General features: G+C 67.7%; 15 protein-coding genes. 7 read left to right on the forward strand and 8 right to left on the reverse strand.

Annotated elements, in window-relative coordinates; genetic code table 11:
* Nucleotides 1–20 precede the first annotated feature (20 nt).
* On the forward strand, nt 21–275 hold the full coding sequence (locus VGV58_RS15120; protein WP_326874827.1) for an AbrB/MazE/SpoVT family DNA-binding domain-containing protein: 255 nt from the start codon (nt 21–23) through the stop codon (nt 273–275).
* Nucleotides 269–589 carry a type II toxin-antitoxin system PemK/MazF family toxin gene (locus VGV58_RS15125; RefSeq protein ID WP_326874828.1) on the forward strand — a complete coding sequence of 107 codons (321 nt, stop codon included), beginning with the start codon at nt 269–271 and terminating at the stop codon, nt 587–589. Before VGV58_RS15120 ends, VGV58_RS15125 begins: the two co-directional genes overlap by 7 nt.
* Here VGV58_RS15125 and folK read toward each other — a convergent pair.
* From folK to folP, 3 genes are read right to left on the reverse strand one after another with little or no spacing between them, the layout of a single operon-like run.
* Nucleotides 577–1,101, reverse strand: coding sequence for a 2-amino-4-hydroxy-6-hydroxymethyldihydropteridine diphosphokinase (gene folK, locus VGV58_RS15130; RefSeq protein WP_326874829.1), 525 nt, complete (start codon nt 1,099–1,101; stop codon nt 577–579). The two genes, VGV58_RS15125 and folK, sit on opposite strands and share 13 nt — an antisense overlap.
* Nucleotides 1,098–1,466: a dihydroneopterin aldolase gene (gene folB / locus VGV58_RS15135; protein ID WP_326874830.1), complete on the reverse strand. Its 369-nt coding sequence runs from the start codon at nt 1,464–1,466 to the stop codon at nt 1,098–1,100. The genes folK and folB overlap by 4 nt, the downstream gene beginning before the upstream one ends.
* Nucleotides 1,463–2,296, reverse strand: coding sequence for a dihydropteroate synthase (gene folP, locus VGV58_RS15140; RefSeq protein ID WP_326874831.1), 834 nt, complete (start codon nt 2,294–2,296; stop codon nt 1,463–1,465). Before folP ends, folB begins: the two co-directional genes overlap by 4 nt.
* A 145-nt stretch (nt 2,297–2,441) precedes the next feature.
* Here folP and VGV58_RS15145 point away from each other — a divergent pair, with 145 nt between their 5' ends.
* Together VGV58_RS15145 and VGV58_RS15150 are read left to right on the forward strand one after the other, a co-directional pair.
* A complete protein-coding gene (locus VGV58_RS15145; protein WP_326874832.1) occupies nt 2,442–3,050 on the forward strand; it encodes a histidine phosphatase family protein in 609 nt (202 codons plus the stop codon).
* A gap of 237 nt (nt 3,051–3,287) precedes the next feature.
* A complete protein-coding gene (locus tag VGV58_RS15150; protein WP_326874833.1) occupies nt 3,288–7,295 on the forward strand; it encodes a Pls/PosA family non-ribosomal peptide synthetase in 4,008 nt (1,335 codons plus the stop codon).
* Nucleotides 7,296–7,302: 7 nt separating this feature from the next.
* Here VGV58_RS15150 and VGV58_RS15155 read toward each other — a convergent pair whose 3' ends face one another.
* Complete coding sequence (locus tag VGV58_RS15155) at nt 7,303–8,061, reverse strand: pseudouridine synthase (RefSeq protein WP_326874834.1); 759 nt, start codon at nt 8,059–8,061, stop codon at nt 7,303–7,305.
* Nucleotides 8,062–8,453: 392 nt separating this feature from the next.
* On the opposite strand from VGV58_RS15155, the gene aroC reads away from it, so the two are divergent.
* A complete protein-coding gene (aroC, locus tag VGV58_RS15160; RefSeq protein ID WP_326874835.1) occupies nt 8,454–9,572 on the forward strand; it encodes a chorismate synthase in 1,119 nt (372 codons plus the stop codon).
* A 199-nt stretch (nt 9,573–9,771) separates the two neighbouring features.
* Complete coding sequence (ribB, locus tag VGV58_RS15165) at nt 9,772–11,058, forward strand: 3,4-dihydroxy-2-butanone-4-phosphate synthase (RefSeq protein ID WP_326874836.1); 1,287 nt, start codon at nt 9,772–9,774, stop codon at nt 11,056–11,058.
* Between the two features lie 11 nt (nt 11,059–11,069).
* Here ribB and VGV58_RS15170 read toward each other — a convergent pair whose 3' ends face one another.
* Both VGV58_RS15170 and VGV58_RS15175 read right to left on the reverse strand, forming a co-directional pair.
* The gene (locus tag VGV58_RS15170) at nt 11,070–11,702 is read right to left on the reverse strand and encodes a LysE family transporter (RefSeq protein ID WP_326874837.1); all 633 of its coding nucleotides are present in this window, start codon (nt 11,700–11,702) and stop codon (nt 11,070–11,072) included.
* 82 nt (nt 11,703–11,784) lie between these two features.
* Entirely contained in the window at nt 11,785–12,714 is a 930-nt protein-coding gene (locus VGV58_RS15175; RefSeq protein WP_326874838.1) for a histone deacetylase family protein, read from the reverse strand.
* Nucleotides 12,715–12,947: 233 nt separating this feature from the next.
* Here VGV58_RS15175 and VGV58_RS15180 point away from each other — a divergent pair, with 233 nt between their 5' ends.
* Nucleotides 12,948–13,544: a L,D-transpeptidase gene (locus tag VGV58_RS15180; protein WP_326874839.1), complete on the forward strand. Its 597-nt coding sequence runs from the start codon at nt 12,948–12,950 to the stop codon at nt 13,542–13,544.
* Between the two features lie 24 nt (nt 13,545–13,568).
* Here the strand turns inward: VGV58_RS15180 and VGV58_RS15185 are convergent, their stop codons facing one another.
* Nucleotides 13,569–14,465 (reverse strand): metallophosphoesterase, encoded by an 897-nt coding sequence (locus VGV58_RS15185; RefSeq protein ID WP_326874840.1) that lies wholly within the window; start codon nt 14,463–14,465, stop codon nt 13,569–13,571.
* 27 nt (nt 14,466–14,492) lie between these two features.
* Nucleotides 14,493–14,690, reverse strand: coding sequence for a hypothetical protein (locus tag VGV58_RS15190; protein ID WP_326874841.1), 198 nt, complete (start codon nt 14,688–14,690; stop codon nt 14,493–14,495).

Here is a 14,690-nt window from a genome sequence, read left to right on the forward strand (position 1 = left end):
CGCGAGAGCGGGAGCGAGTGATGCTGAGTGCAGTCAAGAAATTCGGGAACTCGGCCGGCGTGCTGATCCCCAAGCCCTTGCTGGCCGAGATCGGCGCCAAGGCTGGTGACAGCGTCGAACTCAAGGTCGAGGGCGGGCGCCTCGTGATCGAGCCCGTTATCCGTCCGGCCCGCGCTGGCTGGGCCGAAGATTCACAGCGTCTCGCACGGGAGCAGGACGACGGACTCGTCTGGCCGGAATTCGGCAATAGCGAGGATGAGACTCTGACATGGTGACGCGGGGCGAGATCTGGCTGGCTGCGCTCGATCCGACAATCGGCAGCGAAATCCAGAAGACACGGCCTTGCCTCGTCATCTCGCCGCCGGAAATCCACGATCATCTGCGGACTGTCATCGTCGCACCGATGACGTCGGGCAGTCGCCCCGCCGGCTTTCGTGTGCCGGTGCAGTTTCAAGGCGTCGATGGGCTGATCCTGCTCGAGCAGAGTCGAGCGCTCGACAAGCAAAGGCTCCGAAGGAAGCTCGGCAGCGTTGCCGACGCTACCCTCGGGCAGGTGTTGCAAACCTTACGGGAGCTCTACGCGGATTGAGCCGGGGAGGCGACGCGCAGTCGGCGCGTTCCGTCTTCATCCAGGCTGACATCCTGGCTCGCGATCGCCGCCAGCAGATCAGCGACGCCGCGTTCCCCTATCGTGATCGCCGGCGCGATCTCCGCCAATGGCGCCAGCACGAAGGCCCGCTCGGCGATGCGCGGATGCGGGATTTGCAGGCCGGGCCGGTCGATGGTCTTGCCGCCATAGGTCAGGATATCGATATCGAGCGTGCGCGGCCCCCAGCGCTCGCGCCGCTCGCGGCCACTCTCGCGCTCGATCTCGAGGCAGAGCGCGAGCAGGTCGTCGGCGCTGAGCGAGGTTTCGATCAGCACCGCCATGTTGCGGAATTCCGGCTGGTCGAGCTTGCCCCAGGGCGCCGTGCGCCAGACTGAGGAAACGGCCTTCAGCTCGACGGCGGCATGGGCGCGCAGCCGTGCCAGCGCCGCGGCGAAGGCCACGACGGGATCGCCGAGATTGCCGCCGAGGCCGAGCGTCGCCTCTACGTTCACCGCGTGAAGTCCAGCTTGATGCCGACCGATTCCATCCGGCCCGGAATGGGCGGTGCCGGCTTGCGCAAGGTGACGGCGACGCGGGTCACGGTCGGGTATTCGCTCAGGATCGCGATGGCGAGGGCCCGCGCCGCCGCCTCAAGCAGCTTGAAGCGCTTGGCCGAAAAGGTGCGCGTCACCAGGCCGACGACCTCGCCATAGTCGACGGTGTCGGCGATGTCGTCGCTGAGGGAGGATGCCCGCAGGTCGCAGTCCAGCACCAGGTCCATGGAGAAGCGCTGGCCGAGCCGGCCCTCCTCGGCGAAATGGCCGTGATAGGCGTAGAGGTCGAGCGCCTCGATGAAGATCTGCCCGGTCGCGCTCATTGTGCTGCTCCGATCGCGGCCCAGATTTTCAGGGCGTCGACATGCTCGTCGACGTCATGGGCGCGGATGATGGCGGCGCCTTGGCTGACGCCGTAGAGATGTGCGGCGATGCTGGCGGCGACGCGCTGCGCCGGCACCGCCTTGCCGATGACATGGCCGAGCACCGATTTGCGGGAGGCGCCGAGCAGGACCGGGCAACCGAGCTCACTGATGCGGCGAAGCTGCTTCATCAGCAGAAGAGACTGCTCCGCGGTCTTGCCGAAGCGGCCGATGCCGGGATCGACGACGATCTGGCTGCGTGGCACGCCTGCTTCGAGCGCGATCGCGATCGAGCGTTCGAGGAAGCGCATGACGTCGGTGAGGATGTCGATGCCGGGATCGACCTCCTCGCGGTTGTGCATCAGGACGATCGGGGCGCCATGGCGGGCGGCGACGCCGGCGATGGCAGGCTCGCGCTGTGCACCCCAGACATCGTTGACGATCGCCGCGCCGGCCTTCAGCGCGGCTTCGGCGACTTCAGCCTTGTAGGTGTCGATCGAGATCGGGACGTCGCTTTGCCCGGCGATGCCGGCGATCACCGGCACGACCCGGGCGAGTTCGCTTGCTGCATCGAGGCGGACATGGTCCGGCCGCGTCGACTCGCCGCCGACATCGACGATATCGGCGCCCTGCCGCGCCAGCGTCAGTCCATGTGCGATCGCGACGGCCGGGTCGGCGAAGAGGCCGCCATCGGAAAACGAATCCGGAGTGACGTTGACCACGCCCATCAGCAAGGGCCTGGCGCCGAGGTCGAGCCTGCGGCCATCCGGCAATGTCAGCGTGGCGGTCATGCGGCGATCGTGTTGATGCTGGAGGCTGCCTCTTACACAGGCCGTCGAAGCGCGGCCACCACAAAGCTCACGAGGCGGTGAGCCTGAGCGCTGCGGTGCTTTCGCCGCTTTGACGTTGCTCATGCGAGCGTGCAAGAGGCGAGGCATGATTCCGCTGACGATTCCCGGCCGCCTCTTCCTCGTTCGCCACGGCGAAACCGACTGGAATCGCGAGGGGCGTCTCCAGGGTGGGAAGGATATCCCGCTCAACGCGCTCGGCCGCATGCAGGCCGAGGAGGCGGCGCGCCGGCTCAAGGCACTGACGCCGGACTACGCCACCGTGGACTATGTCTGCTCGCCGATGGAGCGGGCGCGCGAGACGATGACGATCCTGCGCCGCGAGCTCGGACTGCCGCCCGAAGAGTTCCGTATCGATGATCGCCTGCGCGAATTGACCTTCGGCGACTGGGAAGGCTTCACCTGGCGCGAGATCCGCAAGAGTGCGAATGCGAGCGAGCGTGAGCGCGCCCAGGCTCGCGAGCGCGACAAATGGGGCTTCGTGCCCCCTGGCGGCGAGAGCTACCGCATGCTGGCCGAGCGCATCCGGCCGGTGCTGGAAGGGCTGGCGCCGGACACGGTGATGGTCAGCCATGGCGGCGTGGCGCGGGCGGTGCTGGCGTCGATTGGCGCGGTCGGCACGGCGGATGCGGCGCGTGTCGAGATCTGGCAGGGCAAGATCCTCGTGGTCGAAGGCGGCAAGGCGACATGGATGTGACAGTGGATCGCCAAACGCCGGCGGACGCGTAACCGCACTCAAGCCTTCAGACTTGCGGGTCTTCAGGCTTGCCGTTCAGCCGCGGTTAAGCCACACCTGCTCCTATACGGCCGGCAGGCGAGCTCCCGCGCGGCTGCGGGTGTCCGGCCTAGGATCGATGGACGCGTCGTCGCGGGGAGGCGCCGTCCGGCATGAGGTGCGGTCCAGGCGTACGGCCGGGACCTGCGGCGGAGCAGGATGAACGACATCACCACAGTTTCGGCCGGCACGGCCGGCTCGGGCGTGACGGCGCTCGCGATGCTGGCCGGCGAGAAGCGGCCCGATCTGCTGCGCGACGAGGTGCTCGCCGAGATCTTCGCCGCGAGTGTGTCGGCGCGTCCCGATCACATCGCGATGATCTCCGGCGAGCGGCGGCTGAGCTATGCGCAGGTGTGGGAGCAGGCGCAGGCCCAGGCGCGCGGTCTTTCGCTCGCGGGCGTTGGCCCCGGCGACATGGTCGGCCTGTGGATGCCGCGCGGCATCGATTTGCTGGTGGCGCAGATCGCGATCACGCTGTCGGGCGCCGCCTGGCTGCCCTTCGACGCCGAGGCGCCGGTCGAGCGCATCGCCATCTGCCTCAACGACGCCAGCGCCAAGGGGCTGGTGACGCAGACCGACTGGAAGGCGCGCGCCGCGGCCACCGAGCGCACGGTCTGGTGTCCGTCGCAGCTCGCCGAGGCCAGTGATGGCAAGCCGATGCCGGCAAGGCCTGCCGGGCTGACGCCGGACCACCCTGCCTATCTGATCTACACCTCGGGCTCGACGGGTGTGCCCAAGGCGATTGTCATCAGCCAGCGCAACATCTGCCATTTCCTGCGCTCGGGGAACGCGCTCTACGGCATGGGCCCGGAGGACGTCGTCTTCCAGGGCGCTTCCGTCGCCTTCGACCTGTCGATGGAGGAGATCTGGACGCCCTATCTCGTCGGCGCGACCCTGTTCGTCGCGACGCCGCAGATGATGGGCGACGCCGAGAAGCTGCCTTCGATCCTCGACGAGGCCGGCGTCACCGTGATCGACACGGTGCCGACCCTGCTTGGCATCCTGCCCTCCGACGTGCCCTCGCTGAAACTGATCCTGCTCGGCGGCGAGGCGCTGCCGCCCTCGATCGTGCAGAAATGGTCGAAGCCCGGCCGGCGTATCTTCAACACCTACGGGCCGACGGAAGCGACGGTGGTGGCGACGGCCGCCCCGGTCGAGCCGGGCGAGACCGTGACGATCGGCCGGCCGATCCCGAACTATACCGCCTATATCGTCGACGAGGAGATGAAGCTGACCGGCGTCGGCCAGCAGGGCGAATTGCTGATCGGTGGCCCCGGTGTCGCCAAGGGCTACCATCTCAGGCCCGAGCTGACGGCCGAGAAGTTCATCGCCAACCCGTTCGGCGGCAGCGGCAGCGACCCGATCCTCTATCGCTCGGGCGACGCTGTCAGCCTCGACGAGAACGGCAATATCGTCTTCCACGGCCGCATCGACGACCAGGTCAAGATTCGCGGCTTCCGCGTCGAGCTCGGCGAGATCGAGACGGCGCTCTCGGACGAGGCCGGCATCAGCCAGGCCGCCGTGGTGCTGCGGACCGATGACGGCATCGAGCGGCTCGTCGCCTTCCTGGTCGGCGAGCCCGGTGTGCAGATCGAGGGCTCGGTGCTGCGGGCGTCGCTGCGCGAGAAGCTGCCGCCCTACATGATTCCGGCGCATTTCGAGCCGGTCGGCTCGCTGCCGCGCATGATCTCCGGCAAGGTCGACCGCAAGATGCTGAAGGCCGCGCCGCTGACGGCGCCGGCCGCGAGTGGCGAGCAGGAACCGCCGCGCAACGAGACCGAGGCCGCCCTGCTCGATGCGGCCAAGCGCGTGCTCGGCGCGCAGGCGCTGCCGCTCGAGGCCGACTTCTTCGTCGATCTCGGCGGCCATTCGCTGCTGGCGGCGCGCTTCATCTCGATCGTGCGCGAGACGCCGGCCTATGCCGGCATCACCCTGCAGGACGTCTATGGCGCGCGCACCTTGCGGGCGATGGCGGAGCTGCTCGATTCCCGCGGTATCCGGGCCGAAGAGGACCTCTCCTTCACGCCGCCGCCGCTGCGGCGCCGCTTCTTCTGCGGCCTCGCACAGGCGATCGCGCTGCCGATCATCATCAGCCTCTCGACGGCGCAATGGCTCGGCATCTTCGTCAGCTACATGCTGCTTTCGGGCGAAGAATTGTCGGCGATGGCGCAGGTTTTCGCGCTGCTCGGCATCTATGTCGCGATCACCATCATCACCGGCTTCATCGCGATCGGCCTGAAATGGCTGGTGCTCGGCAAGACCAGGCCCGGCACCTACCCGCTCTGGGGCGTCTATTATTTCCGCTGGTGGTTCGCCTCGCGCGTCGCCGGGCTGGTGCACATCAAATGGCTGCAGGGCACGCCGGTGATGCGCTTCTACTGGCGCCTGCTCGGCGCCAGGGTCGGGCGTGACGTCATCATCTCCGATTACGAAGCCGGCGCGATCGATCTCGTCGAGCTCGGCGACGGCACGACGCTGGGATCGAAGACCACCTTCGCCAATGCCGAGGCGATCGGGGCCGACTTCATCATCGGCCGCATCACCATCGGCAAGGACGTCTATGCCGGCTCTTCCGTGGTGTTCGGCCATGGCTGCACGGTCGGTGACCACGCCGAGATCGGCGACCTCACGGCGATCGCGCCGGGCGCGCAGATCGGCGCGGCCGAGATCTGGGACGGCTCGCCCGCTCGCAAGACCGGCACGGTCGATGTCGAGTCCCTGCCGCCGCAAGCCGAGGCGAGCGCCGGGCGGCGGGCGGCGATGACGCTGTTCTATGTAGTCATGCTGATCGTGCTGCCGCCGATCAGCCTCCTGCCGATCTTCCCGGCCTTCTGGCTGTTCGACAAGATCGACAACTGGGTCGCGACCTGGTCGGACGTCAGCTATCTCTGGTATCTGCCGATCCTGACCTGGCCGACGGCGATCGGCTTGATCACGGTGACGGTCTTCCTGATCTGCGCGCTGCGCTGGGCGATCCTGCCGCGCGTCTCGTCGGGCAGCTATTCGATCCATTCGGGCTTCTACGCCCGCAAATGGACGGTGGCGCTGGCGACCGAGGTCACGCTCGAGACGCTCTCCTCGCTGTTCGCGACGATCTATATGCGCTTCTGGTACCGGATGATGGGCGCAAGGATCGGGCAGGGCGCCGAGATCTCGACCAATCTCTCCGGCCGCTACGACATCACCGGGATCGGCGCCGGCAATTTCATCGCCGACGAGGTGATCTTCGGCGACGAGGACATGCGGCGCGGCTATATGCGCCTCGACATGACCCGCACCGGCGAGCAGGTCTTCGTCGGCAATGACGCGGTGGTGCCGCCGGGCGCCGTCATCCCCGACAAGGTCTTGATCGGCATCAAGTCGAAGCCCCCCGCGAACGAGCTGATGAGCCCTGGCGACACCTGGTTCGGCTCGCCGCCGATCAAGCTGCCGACGCGGCAGAAGGTCGATCTCGGCGCCGACTGGACCTACAAGCCCTCGACGGGCAAGAAGCTGGCGCGCGCCGTCTTCGAGGCGTTGCACACCTCCTTCCCGGCGATGCTGTTCATCACCTTCGGCACGCTCGCCGTCGACCTCGTGCTGCAGCAGAAGATCTTCGATCGCGACTGGATCGGCCTCGGGCTCGCCTTCATGGGCTGCGCCGTGCTGATCGCCATCACGCAGGCGCTGATCTGCGCGCTGATGAAATGGTTGCTGATGGGCGTCTACAAGCCGGTGATGAAGCCGATGTGGTCGTTCTGGGCGATGCGCACCGAGGCGATCGCCGTGCTCTATTGGGGCCTGGGCGGCAAGGTGCTGTTCGACTATCTGCGCGGCACGCCGTTCCTGCCCTGGTTCCTGCGCCTGTTCGGTGCGCAATACGGCCAGGGCGTCTGGCTGGACTCGACGGACATCACCGAGTTCGACTGTATCAAGGTCGGCGATTTCTGCACCGTCAACGCCCATTCGGCCCTGCAGACCCATCTCTATGAGGACCGGGTGATGAAGGTCGGCAAGGTCACGCTCGGCAAGGGCGTCTGCGTCGGCGCCGGGGCGACAGTGCTCTACGACACCCATGTCGGCGACTACGCCCAGATCGGCCTGCTCACCGTGATCATGAAGGGCGAGAACCTGCCGGCGAACACGCGCTGGGAAGGCGCGCCGGCGGTGCCGGCGAGCGGGCACTGACGCCCGTTCATTCAGCCGCGCGGCGCAGGACGCGCAGAGGCAGGTCGATCTCGGCCGGTTGAAGCGGGCGGACGGCCCCTTTCGGCAGCTCGCCCAGTGCCAGGGCTCCGATGCCGACACGCACGAGGCGCAGCACCTCAGCGCCCGCAGCCTCGACGATCCGCCGGATCTGGCGGTTGCGGCCTTCGTCGATCACCATCTCGATCCAGGCATTGCGCTGGCCGTGGCGCAGGAGGCTTGCCGCCTTGGTCGTCAGCCTCTCGCCGTCGTCGATGGCGCCGGCCCGCAGGCGCTGCATCAGCGCCTCGTCAGGCACCTTGTCGATCTGGACATGATAGGTCTTCTCGACGCCCGAGGCCGGGTCGAGGATGGTGTTCGCCCAGCGGCTGTCATTGCTCAGCAGCAGCAGGCCCTCGCTCGCCTGGTCGAGCCGGCCGACCGGGGCGACGAAAGGCAGGTCCATGCCATCGAGACAGGCATAGATCGTGGCGCGCCCCTGCGGATCATGCCGCGTCGTCAGCATGCCGCGCGGCTTGTTGAGCATTAGGTAGACGCGCCGCTCGGCGCTGACCGGCTCGCCGTCGACGCTGATGCGGGCGCGGCCGATCTGCAGGCGCAAGGAAGGATCGCGGGCGAGCCGCCCGTCGACGCGGACGCGGCCCTCGGCGATCAGCAGCTCGGCCTGGCTGCGCGAGCAATAGCCGAGCTTGGACAGGACGCGCGCAAGGCTGACGGGAGCGGGGCCCGGGCCGGGATGTCTGGACATGATTGGTTCCGGACGGCAGCACGGGCTGCCGGCGCCCGAAGTGGCGCAGGATGAAGAGCGAGCGGCTGCGCGCGAAGGCAAAGCCTTGCGGGTCTGTCCGGTCGGAGTTGGGTTGGACCTGTTGTGATGCCGCGAGTTGCGCGCATCGTGGCCGGGTCAGCACCACGATCCCCGAGCAGCGTTGTCGCCGGCTCGGGGTTAGATGCCCGCGATGATGGCGCTCCCGGGACGCCAGGAACGCTTGAGGATGCAGCTCTTGCGTCGCATGGGTGCCAGAAGCCGCAGCGCTGTCGGCCTGTCAATCCCGCAAGAGCCGGACTGACCCGGCAGGGCAGGGTTTCGCGCCGCGGCGATCCGGCCTATGAGCCTTTCCAGCAAGGTTCCGGGCTCCCATGTCGCACAACACTTTCGGCCATCTCTTCCGCGTCACCACCTTCGGCGAGAGCCATGGTCCTGCGATCGGCTGCGTCGTCGACGGTTGCCCCCCACTGATCCCGCTGAGCGAAGCCGAGATCCAGCGCGACCTCGACAAGCGCCGGCCCGGCCAGTCGCGCTATACGACGCAGCGCCAGGAGCCCGACCAGGTTCGCATCGTCTCCGGCGTCTTCGCGCGCGAGAGCGATGGCGAGCAGGTCACGACGGGAACCTCGATCGGGCTGCTGATCGATAATGTCGACCAGCGCTCGAAGGACTATTCCGAGATCAAGGACAAGTACCGGCCCGGCCATGCCGATTTCACCTATGACGTGAAGTACGGCATCCGCGACTATCGCGGCGGCGGCCGCTCCTCGGCGCGCGAGACGGCGATGCGGGTCGCTGCCGGGGCGATCGCCCGCAAGGTCGTGCCGGGTATGATCGTGCGCGGCGCCCTCGTCCAGATGGGGCCGCACAAGATCGATCGTGGCAACTGGGACTGGGACGAGGTCGGCAACAACCCGTTCTTTTGCCCCGATGCCAAGGCAGCCGAGCGCTTCGCCGATTATCTCGACGGCATCCGCAAGTCCGGCTCCTCGATCGGGGCGGTTCTGGAGATCGTCGCCGAGGGCGTGCCGGCGGGGCTGGGCGCGCCGATCTACGGCAAGCTCGACGCCGAGATCGCCGCGGCGCTGATGAGCATCAATGCGGTCAAGGGCGTCGAGATCGGCGACGGCTTCGCCGCAGCCGAGCTCTCCGGCGAGGAGAACGCCGACGAGATGCGCGCCGGCAATGACGGCAAGCCGCTGTTCCTGTCGAACCATGCGGGGGGCATTCTGGGCGGCATCTCGACCGGCCAGCCAATCGTGACGCGCTTTGCGGTCAAGCCGACTTCCTCGATCCTCTCGCCGCGCGCCACGGTGAACCGGACCGGCGGCGAGACCGAGATGTTCACCAAGGGCCGGCATGACCCCTGCGTCGGCATCCGCGCCGTGCCGGTCGGCGAAGCCATGGTCGCTTGCGTCCTTGCAGACCAGTTCTTGCGCCACCGTGCCCAGGTCGGCGTGATCGAGCCGCGCTGGCCGTTCGAGGGCTGAGGGGCGTTCGGATACTCTACCGTCATGCTCGCCCCTGTGGCGAGCATCCACGTCTTGAACTCGGGTCTCGATCCGTGACGTGAAGACGTGGATGGCCGGGACAAGCCCGACCATGACGGGCGAGTTAGAGATTTCAGTATCACTGAAAAACTTCACTGCATTCATTGCGAATGAAGCACCGCCGTACTAGCTTCGCTTCATGAAGCTCGACGTCTGGCTCCAGCAAACCAAGACCGCCCGCAGCGCCTTCGCGCGGCAGGTCGGCCTGTCGCCCGCCAGCGTCACGGCGCTCTGCAACGATCCTTCCGCCTGGATCTCCCGCGAGAGCGCCGAGCGTATCGCCGCCGCGACCGGCGGCGCCGTCACCCCCAACGACTTCCTGGGCCTGCAGGGCCCGCGTGAGGCTGCCATGACCGCAAGCAATGTCGCCGAGACCGTCGAAGCCTTCGCGCGCGGCGAGATCGTCATCGTCACCGATGACGACGACCGCGAGAACGAGGGCGACCTGATCGTCGCCGCCTCGCTCTGCACGTCGGAGAAGATGGCCTTCATCATCCGCAACACCTGCGGCATCGTCTGCGCGCCGCTGACCTCCGGCGAAGCGCGCCGCCTGCGGCTCGACCCGATGGTCTCCTCCAACGACGCTCCGCTCGGCACCGCCTTCACCATCACAGTCGACGTCAAGCACGGGCTGACCACCGGCATCTCGGCGGAGCAGCGCACCAACACGGTGCGTGCGCTCGCCAACGGCAATATGGGCGCCGCCGACTTCGTCCGCCCCGGCCATGTCTTCCCGCTGATCGCGAAGGATGGCGGCGTGCTGATGCGTTCGGGCCATACCGAGGCGGCCGTCGATCTCTGCAAGCTTGCCAATCTGCCGCCGGTCGGCGTGATCTGCGAGCTCGCCAATGATGACGGCACGGTGATGAAGGGCGCGCAGATCACCGCCTTCGCCCAGAAGCACAATCTCAAGCAGATCACGGTCGCCGACCTCATCGCCTATCGCCAGGCGCGCGAGAAGCTGGTCGAGCGCGTGCACTCCTTCCCGGTCAAGACCGAGTTCGGCGAGATGACCGGTCATGTCTATGTGACGCCGTTCGACGATACCCAGCATTTCGCCTTCGTCATGGGCAAGCTCGGCGACGGCGAGAAGGTGCCGGCCCGTCTGCACCGCGCCAATGTCGTCGCTGACGTGCTCGGTGGGGCGTCCTCGATCCAGTGCGTGCTGCGCCGCTTCCAGCAGGAGGGCAAGGGCGTGCTGGTCTATCTGCGCGACGGCTCGGCCGGCGTGCCGATCAAGAGCGTCGAGGACGAGGAGGGCTCGGACGCATTGCGCTCGCAGCAATGGCGCGAGGTCGGCCTGGGCGCCCAGATCCTGCGCGATCTCGGCGTCGCCTCGATCGTCAACCTGGCCTCCTCGACCCGCGCCTTCGTCGGCCTCTCCGGCTTCGGCATCGAGATCGCGGAGACCTCGCCGCTGGAGTGAGCGGCGGCGGCCTATAGCAGGCCGATGGTGGTCGTCGCGGCCCAGGCGGCATGGGCGGTGAGCAGCGCCGCGATGGCGACATGCATGCCGGCCTGCTTGCCGGTGCAGAAGCGGGCGATCCGCTGATCCGACAGTAGCAGCGCGACGCAACCGAACCAGGCCAGCGCGACCGTGAAGGCCGCGAGGAAGGCTGATGCCGGCAGGCAGCCGCTGGCGCCGCAGCGCGGCGCGGAGCTGAGGCCGAGGAAGAAGGCGAAGGTCAGCGGGTTGCTCGTCGCGGTCAGCAGGCCGAGCCGCAGGCAGCGGGCGAGGGAGGCCTCTTCGCAAGGCCGGAGCCGGGTGGCCGATGCCTGCGCCGTCCGAAGACTGCCCAAGGCGAGCCAAAGCAGGAGCAGGGTGAAGCCGAGCCCGATGGCGAGCCGCGAGGGGCCGAGCGCGAGGAGCGACGCGGCTCCGGATGCGGCCGCCATCGCCACGAGACCGGCGCCGAGAGCGACACCGAAGGCCGCGGCAGCTGCCTTGGCGCGCGAGGCCGATAGGCCGCATTGGGCAACGACTGCGAAATTCGGGCCGGGCGTAACCGCGATCAGGGCATAGGCGCCCGCCCAGGAGAAGATCACGTCGGGTTGGTCGATCGAGAACATCGAAGCACGCCGCTTGCCGGTACGATGCTCGATTTGAGCTCGTCCCGGGGCGTGCCGCGTCATTCGATCGAAGGGTGCGGACTCACCCCCGCATCAGCGCCATGACATGGGCGGCGGTCGATTTCGACAGGCCTTCGAGATCGTAGCCGCCTTCCAGGATCGAGACGAGCCGTCCGCCGGCATGGCGGTCGGCGATCTCCATCAGCTTCTGCGTCGCCCAGGTGAAGTCGGCTTCCTTCAGGTTGATGTTGGCGAGCGGGTCGCGCCAGTGGGCATCGAAACCGGCCGAGATGATCACCAGATCCGGCCGGAAGTCGTTGAGCCGCGGCAGGATCGCGCTCTCGAAGGCATCGCGGAAGGCGTCAGCGCCGTCGCCGGCGCGAAGCGGTGCGTTGACGATGGTGCCGTGCTCGCCGCGCTCCGAGGGCGCGCCGGTGCCGGGATAGAGCGGCATCTCATGGGTCGAGGCGTAGAGCACGCTGGCGTCGCCCCAGAAGATTTCCTGCGTGCCGTTGCCGTGATGGACGTCCCAGTCGACGATGGCGACGCGCTCGGCGCCATGGGCCTTCTGCGCATGGCGGGCGGCGATGGCGGCGTTGTTGAAGAAGCAGAAGCCCATCGCCTTGTCGCTCTCGGCATGGTGGCCGGGCGGGCGCATGGCGCTGAAAGCGTTGGTCGCGCGCCGGGTCATGACCTCGTCGACGGCGTGGACGGCAGCCCCGACGCCATGGAGTGCGGCCGAAAGCGTACCCGGCGACATGATGGTGTCGGCATCGACCTGGACCATGCCCTCCTGCGGTGCGGCTTCGACGATCGCCTGCGCATAGGCGGCGGGGTGGCAGAGCGCGACCTCTGCGAGCGTGCCTTCGGGGGCATCGACGCGCTGCAGCAGCGCGAATCGCTCATCCTCCAGGGCCTGCTCGACGGCGCGGATGCGGTCGGCGCGCTCGGGGTGGCCCGGCGGCGTGACATGGCGAAGGCTGGAAGGATGGCTGATCAGCAGCGTCGTCACGCGCAAGTCTCCGGTAGTCGCGAAACTTTCCAAACGGGGTAGCCCGCAAGCGTGACCATATTGTCACTGCAATGCAGCAAGACGCCAGTGCGGCGCAGGAACTTCATTGCCTGCAAGACGATTGCGCCGTAAGACCAGCTTGTGTTCGACCCGGGCCGTGTCTCGTCGGGTCACCGTTTTTTAACGATGTATTCATCATAACGAGCACCGTTTTGGTGCCGGCGGTGGACCCCATGAAGCAGACTCTCGTTACGGTGCTCGGCCTGTCGGTGCTTCTCGGCGCCTGCCAGTACAAGAGCGTCCATGCCCCGTCACTGTCGGCGCGCGATGCCGAATACATGGCGCTGGTGCCGAATTTCGAGACGCAGCTCACACATCTGCCTTACGAGATCACGGACCCGACCGGCGAAGAGCCCGGCACGATCGTGGTCGATACCACCGAGAAGTTCCTCTACTTCGTCCTGCCGAACAAGAAGGCGATCCGCTACGGCGTTGCCACCGGCGACGAGGCCTTCGGCTGGACCGGCACCGCGGTGATGCAGCGCAAGGCCGAGTGGCCGCGCTGGACCCCCCCGGCCGAGATGATCGCGCGCTGGCCGCATCTGGCGCCGCGCGCCGGTGGCATGGAAGGCGGGCCGGACAATCCGCTCGGCGCCCGTGCGCTCTATCTCTACCAGAACGGCAAGGACACGCTCTACCGCATCCACGGCACCAACGAGCCGGAGACGATCGGCCGCTCGGCCTCGTCCGGCTGCATCCGGATGCGCAACATCGATGCGATCGACCTCTACAACCGCGCTGCGGTCGGCGGAAAGGTCATCGTCCGCTGACCCGGTGACGCCAAGGCGTCATCTTCAACCCAATTCGACCAATACGATCTCCGGCGGCGCGCCCAGCCGGATCGGCAGCTTGCTGGTGCCGAGCCCGGCCGAGACCACGAGGTCGCGGCCATTTTCCCGGACATGGCCGTAGGCGTAGCGATTGCCGTAGCGCGAGGGCACGATCGGCGACCAGCCGAACAGCCTGACCTGGCCACCATGGGTATGGCCCGAGAGGGTCAACGCGACGCGGGAGGGTACCCGGGCGAAGATGTCGGGCTCGTGTGCCATCAGGATCACCGGCGCATCGTCGCCGATCATGGCGAGCGTGGCCGGCAGGTCGTCGAGGCCGTAGCGCAGCCCGCGCGGGCGGCGGCGCAGGACGAAGGCCTCCTGGTCGCCGAGCCCCGCGATCCAGAGCGGCCCGGCGCTGGTTTCGAGCCTGATCGCGCGGTTCTCCAGGACGGGGATCCCCACCGCTTCGAGCGCGATGGTGGACCGGGTCGGCCCCTTGTGTTCGCGTTGGGCGCGCTCGTCCTGCCACCAGTCGTGATTGCCGAGCACGGCGAAACGGCCGGCGGGCGCCTGCAGGCGGGCGAGCTCGGCGGCCCATTCGGCGGGCGCCGGATCGCCCGGGCGGCGGGCGCGGCTGGCGACGAAATCGCCGACCAGCAAGGCAAGGTCCGGCTTCAGCGCATTGGTCTGCGCGACGATCTCGCGGACGCGCGCGACCGGCATATGCGGGCCGCCGACATGCAGGTCGGTGATCACGGCGAGGCGCAGCTGCCGGCCTTCCGGCCAGCGCACGGGCTTCAGCCGGTAGCGGGTCACGCCCTGACGAGCGGGCTCCCAGGCATAGGCATAACTGCCGAGGCCGAAACTGGACAGAAAAAGACCGGCGAGAGTTTGAAGAACTCTGCGCCGGTCAAGCATTTGGGGTCTCAGTAGGAGGTCGTCGTATCAATCTTCGAAACCGTTGCGCAGGAGCGCCGGAACGTCCCTGTGCTGCGAGGTCAACGCGGCCGGGGTCCAGCGGGTTCCCGCCAGAATGGCAGGAATCGCGATCGGACGAAAGCGCGACGCATAGGCCTCACGTGCGCTGGCATCATGGAAGCTGGCGGAGCGGTGCGCGGGGTGGCGCGGCTTATGCGTCGACAT

This window comes from Allobosea sp., from assembly GCF_035944895.1.
GTDB lineage: Bacteria > Pseudomonadota > Alphaproteobacteria > Rhizobiales > Beijerinckiaceae > Allobosea.

Excerpts from the sequence above, each read along its gene's own strand:
- VGV58_RS15155 (WP_326874834.1), bottom strand. The coding sequence starts at position 8,061 with ATGTCCAGACATCCCGGCCCGGGCCCCGCTCCCGTCAGCCTTGCGCGC.
- ribB (WP_326874836.1), top strand. The coding sequence starts at position 9,772 with ATGAAGCTCGACGTCTGGCTCCAGCAAACCAAGACCGCCCGCAGCGCC.
- VGV58_RS15190 (WP_326874841.1), bottom strand. The coding sequence starts at position 14,690 with ATGTCGACGCATAAGCCGCGCCACCCCGCGCACCGCTCCGCCAGCTTC.
- VGV58_RS15170 (WP_326874837.1), bottom strand. The coding sequence starts at position 11,702 with ATGTTCTCGATCGACCAACCCGACGTGATCTTCTCCTGGGCGGGCGCC.
- VGV58_RS15120 (WP_326874827.1), top strand. The coding sequence starts at position 21 with ATGCTGAGTGCAGTCAAGAAATTCGGGAACTCGGCCGGCGTGCTGATC.
- VGV58_RS15150 (WP_326874833.1), top strand. The coding sequence starts at position 3,288 with ATGAACGACATCACCACAGTTTCGGCCGGCACGGCCGGCTCGGGCGTG.
- folB (WP_326874830.1), bottom strand. The coding sequence starts at position 1,466 with ATGAGCGCGACCGGGCAGATCTTCATCGAGGCGCTCGACCTCTACGCC.
- VGV58_RS15145 (WP_326874832.1), top strand. The coding sequence starts at position 2,442 with ATGATTCCGCTGACGATTCCCGGCCGCCTCTTCCTCGTTCGCCACGGC.
- VGV58_RS15125 (WP_326874828.1), top strand. The coding sequence starts at position 269 with ATGGTGACGCGGGGCGAGATCTGGCTGGCTGCGCTCGATCCGACAATC.
- aroC (WP_326874835.1), top strand. The coding sequence starts at position 8,454 with ATGTCGCACAACACTTTCGGCCATCTCTTCCGCGTCACCACCTTCGGC.
- folP (WP_326874831.1), bottom strand. The coding sequence starts at position 2,296 with ATGACCGCCACGCTGACATTGCCGGATGGCCGCAGGCTCGACCTCGGC.
- VGV58_RS15185 (WP_326874840.1), bottom strand. The coding sequence starts at position 14,465 with ATGCTTGACCGGCGCAGAGTTCTTCAAACTCTCGCCGGTCTTTTTCTG.
- VGV58_RS15180 (WP_326874839.1), top strand. The coding sequence starts at position 12,948 with ATGAAGCAGACTCTCGTTACGGTGCTCGGCCTGTCGGTGCTTCTCGGC.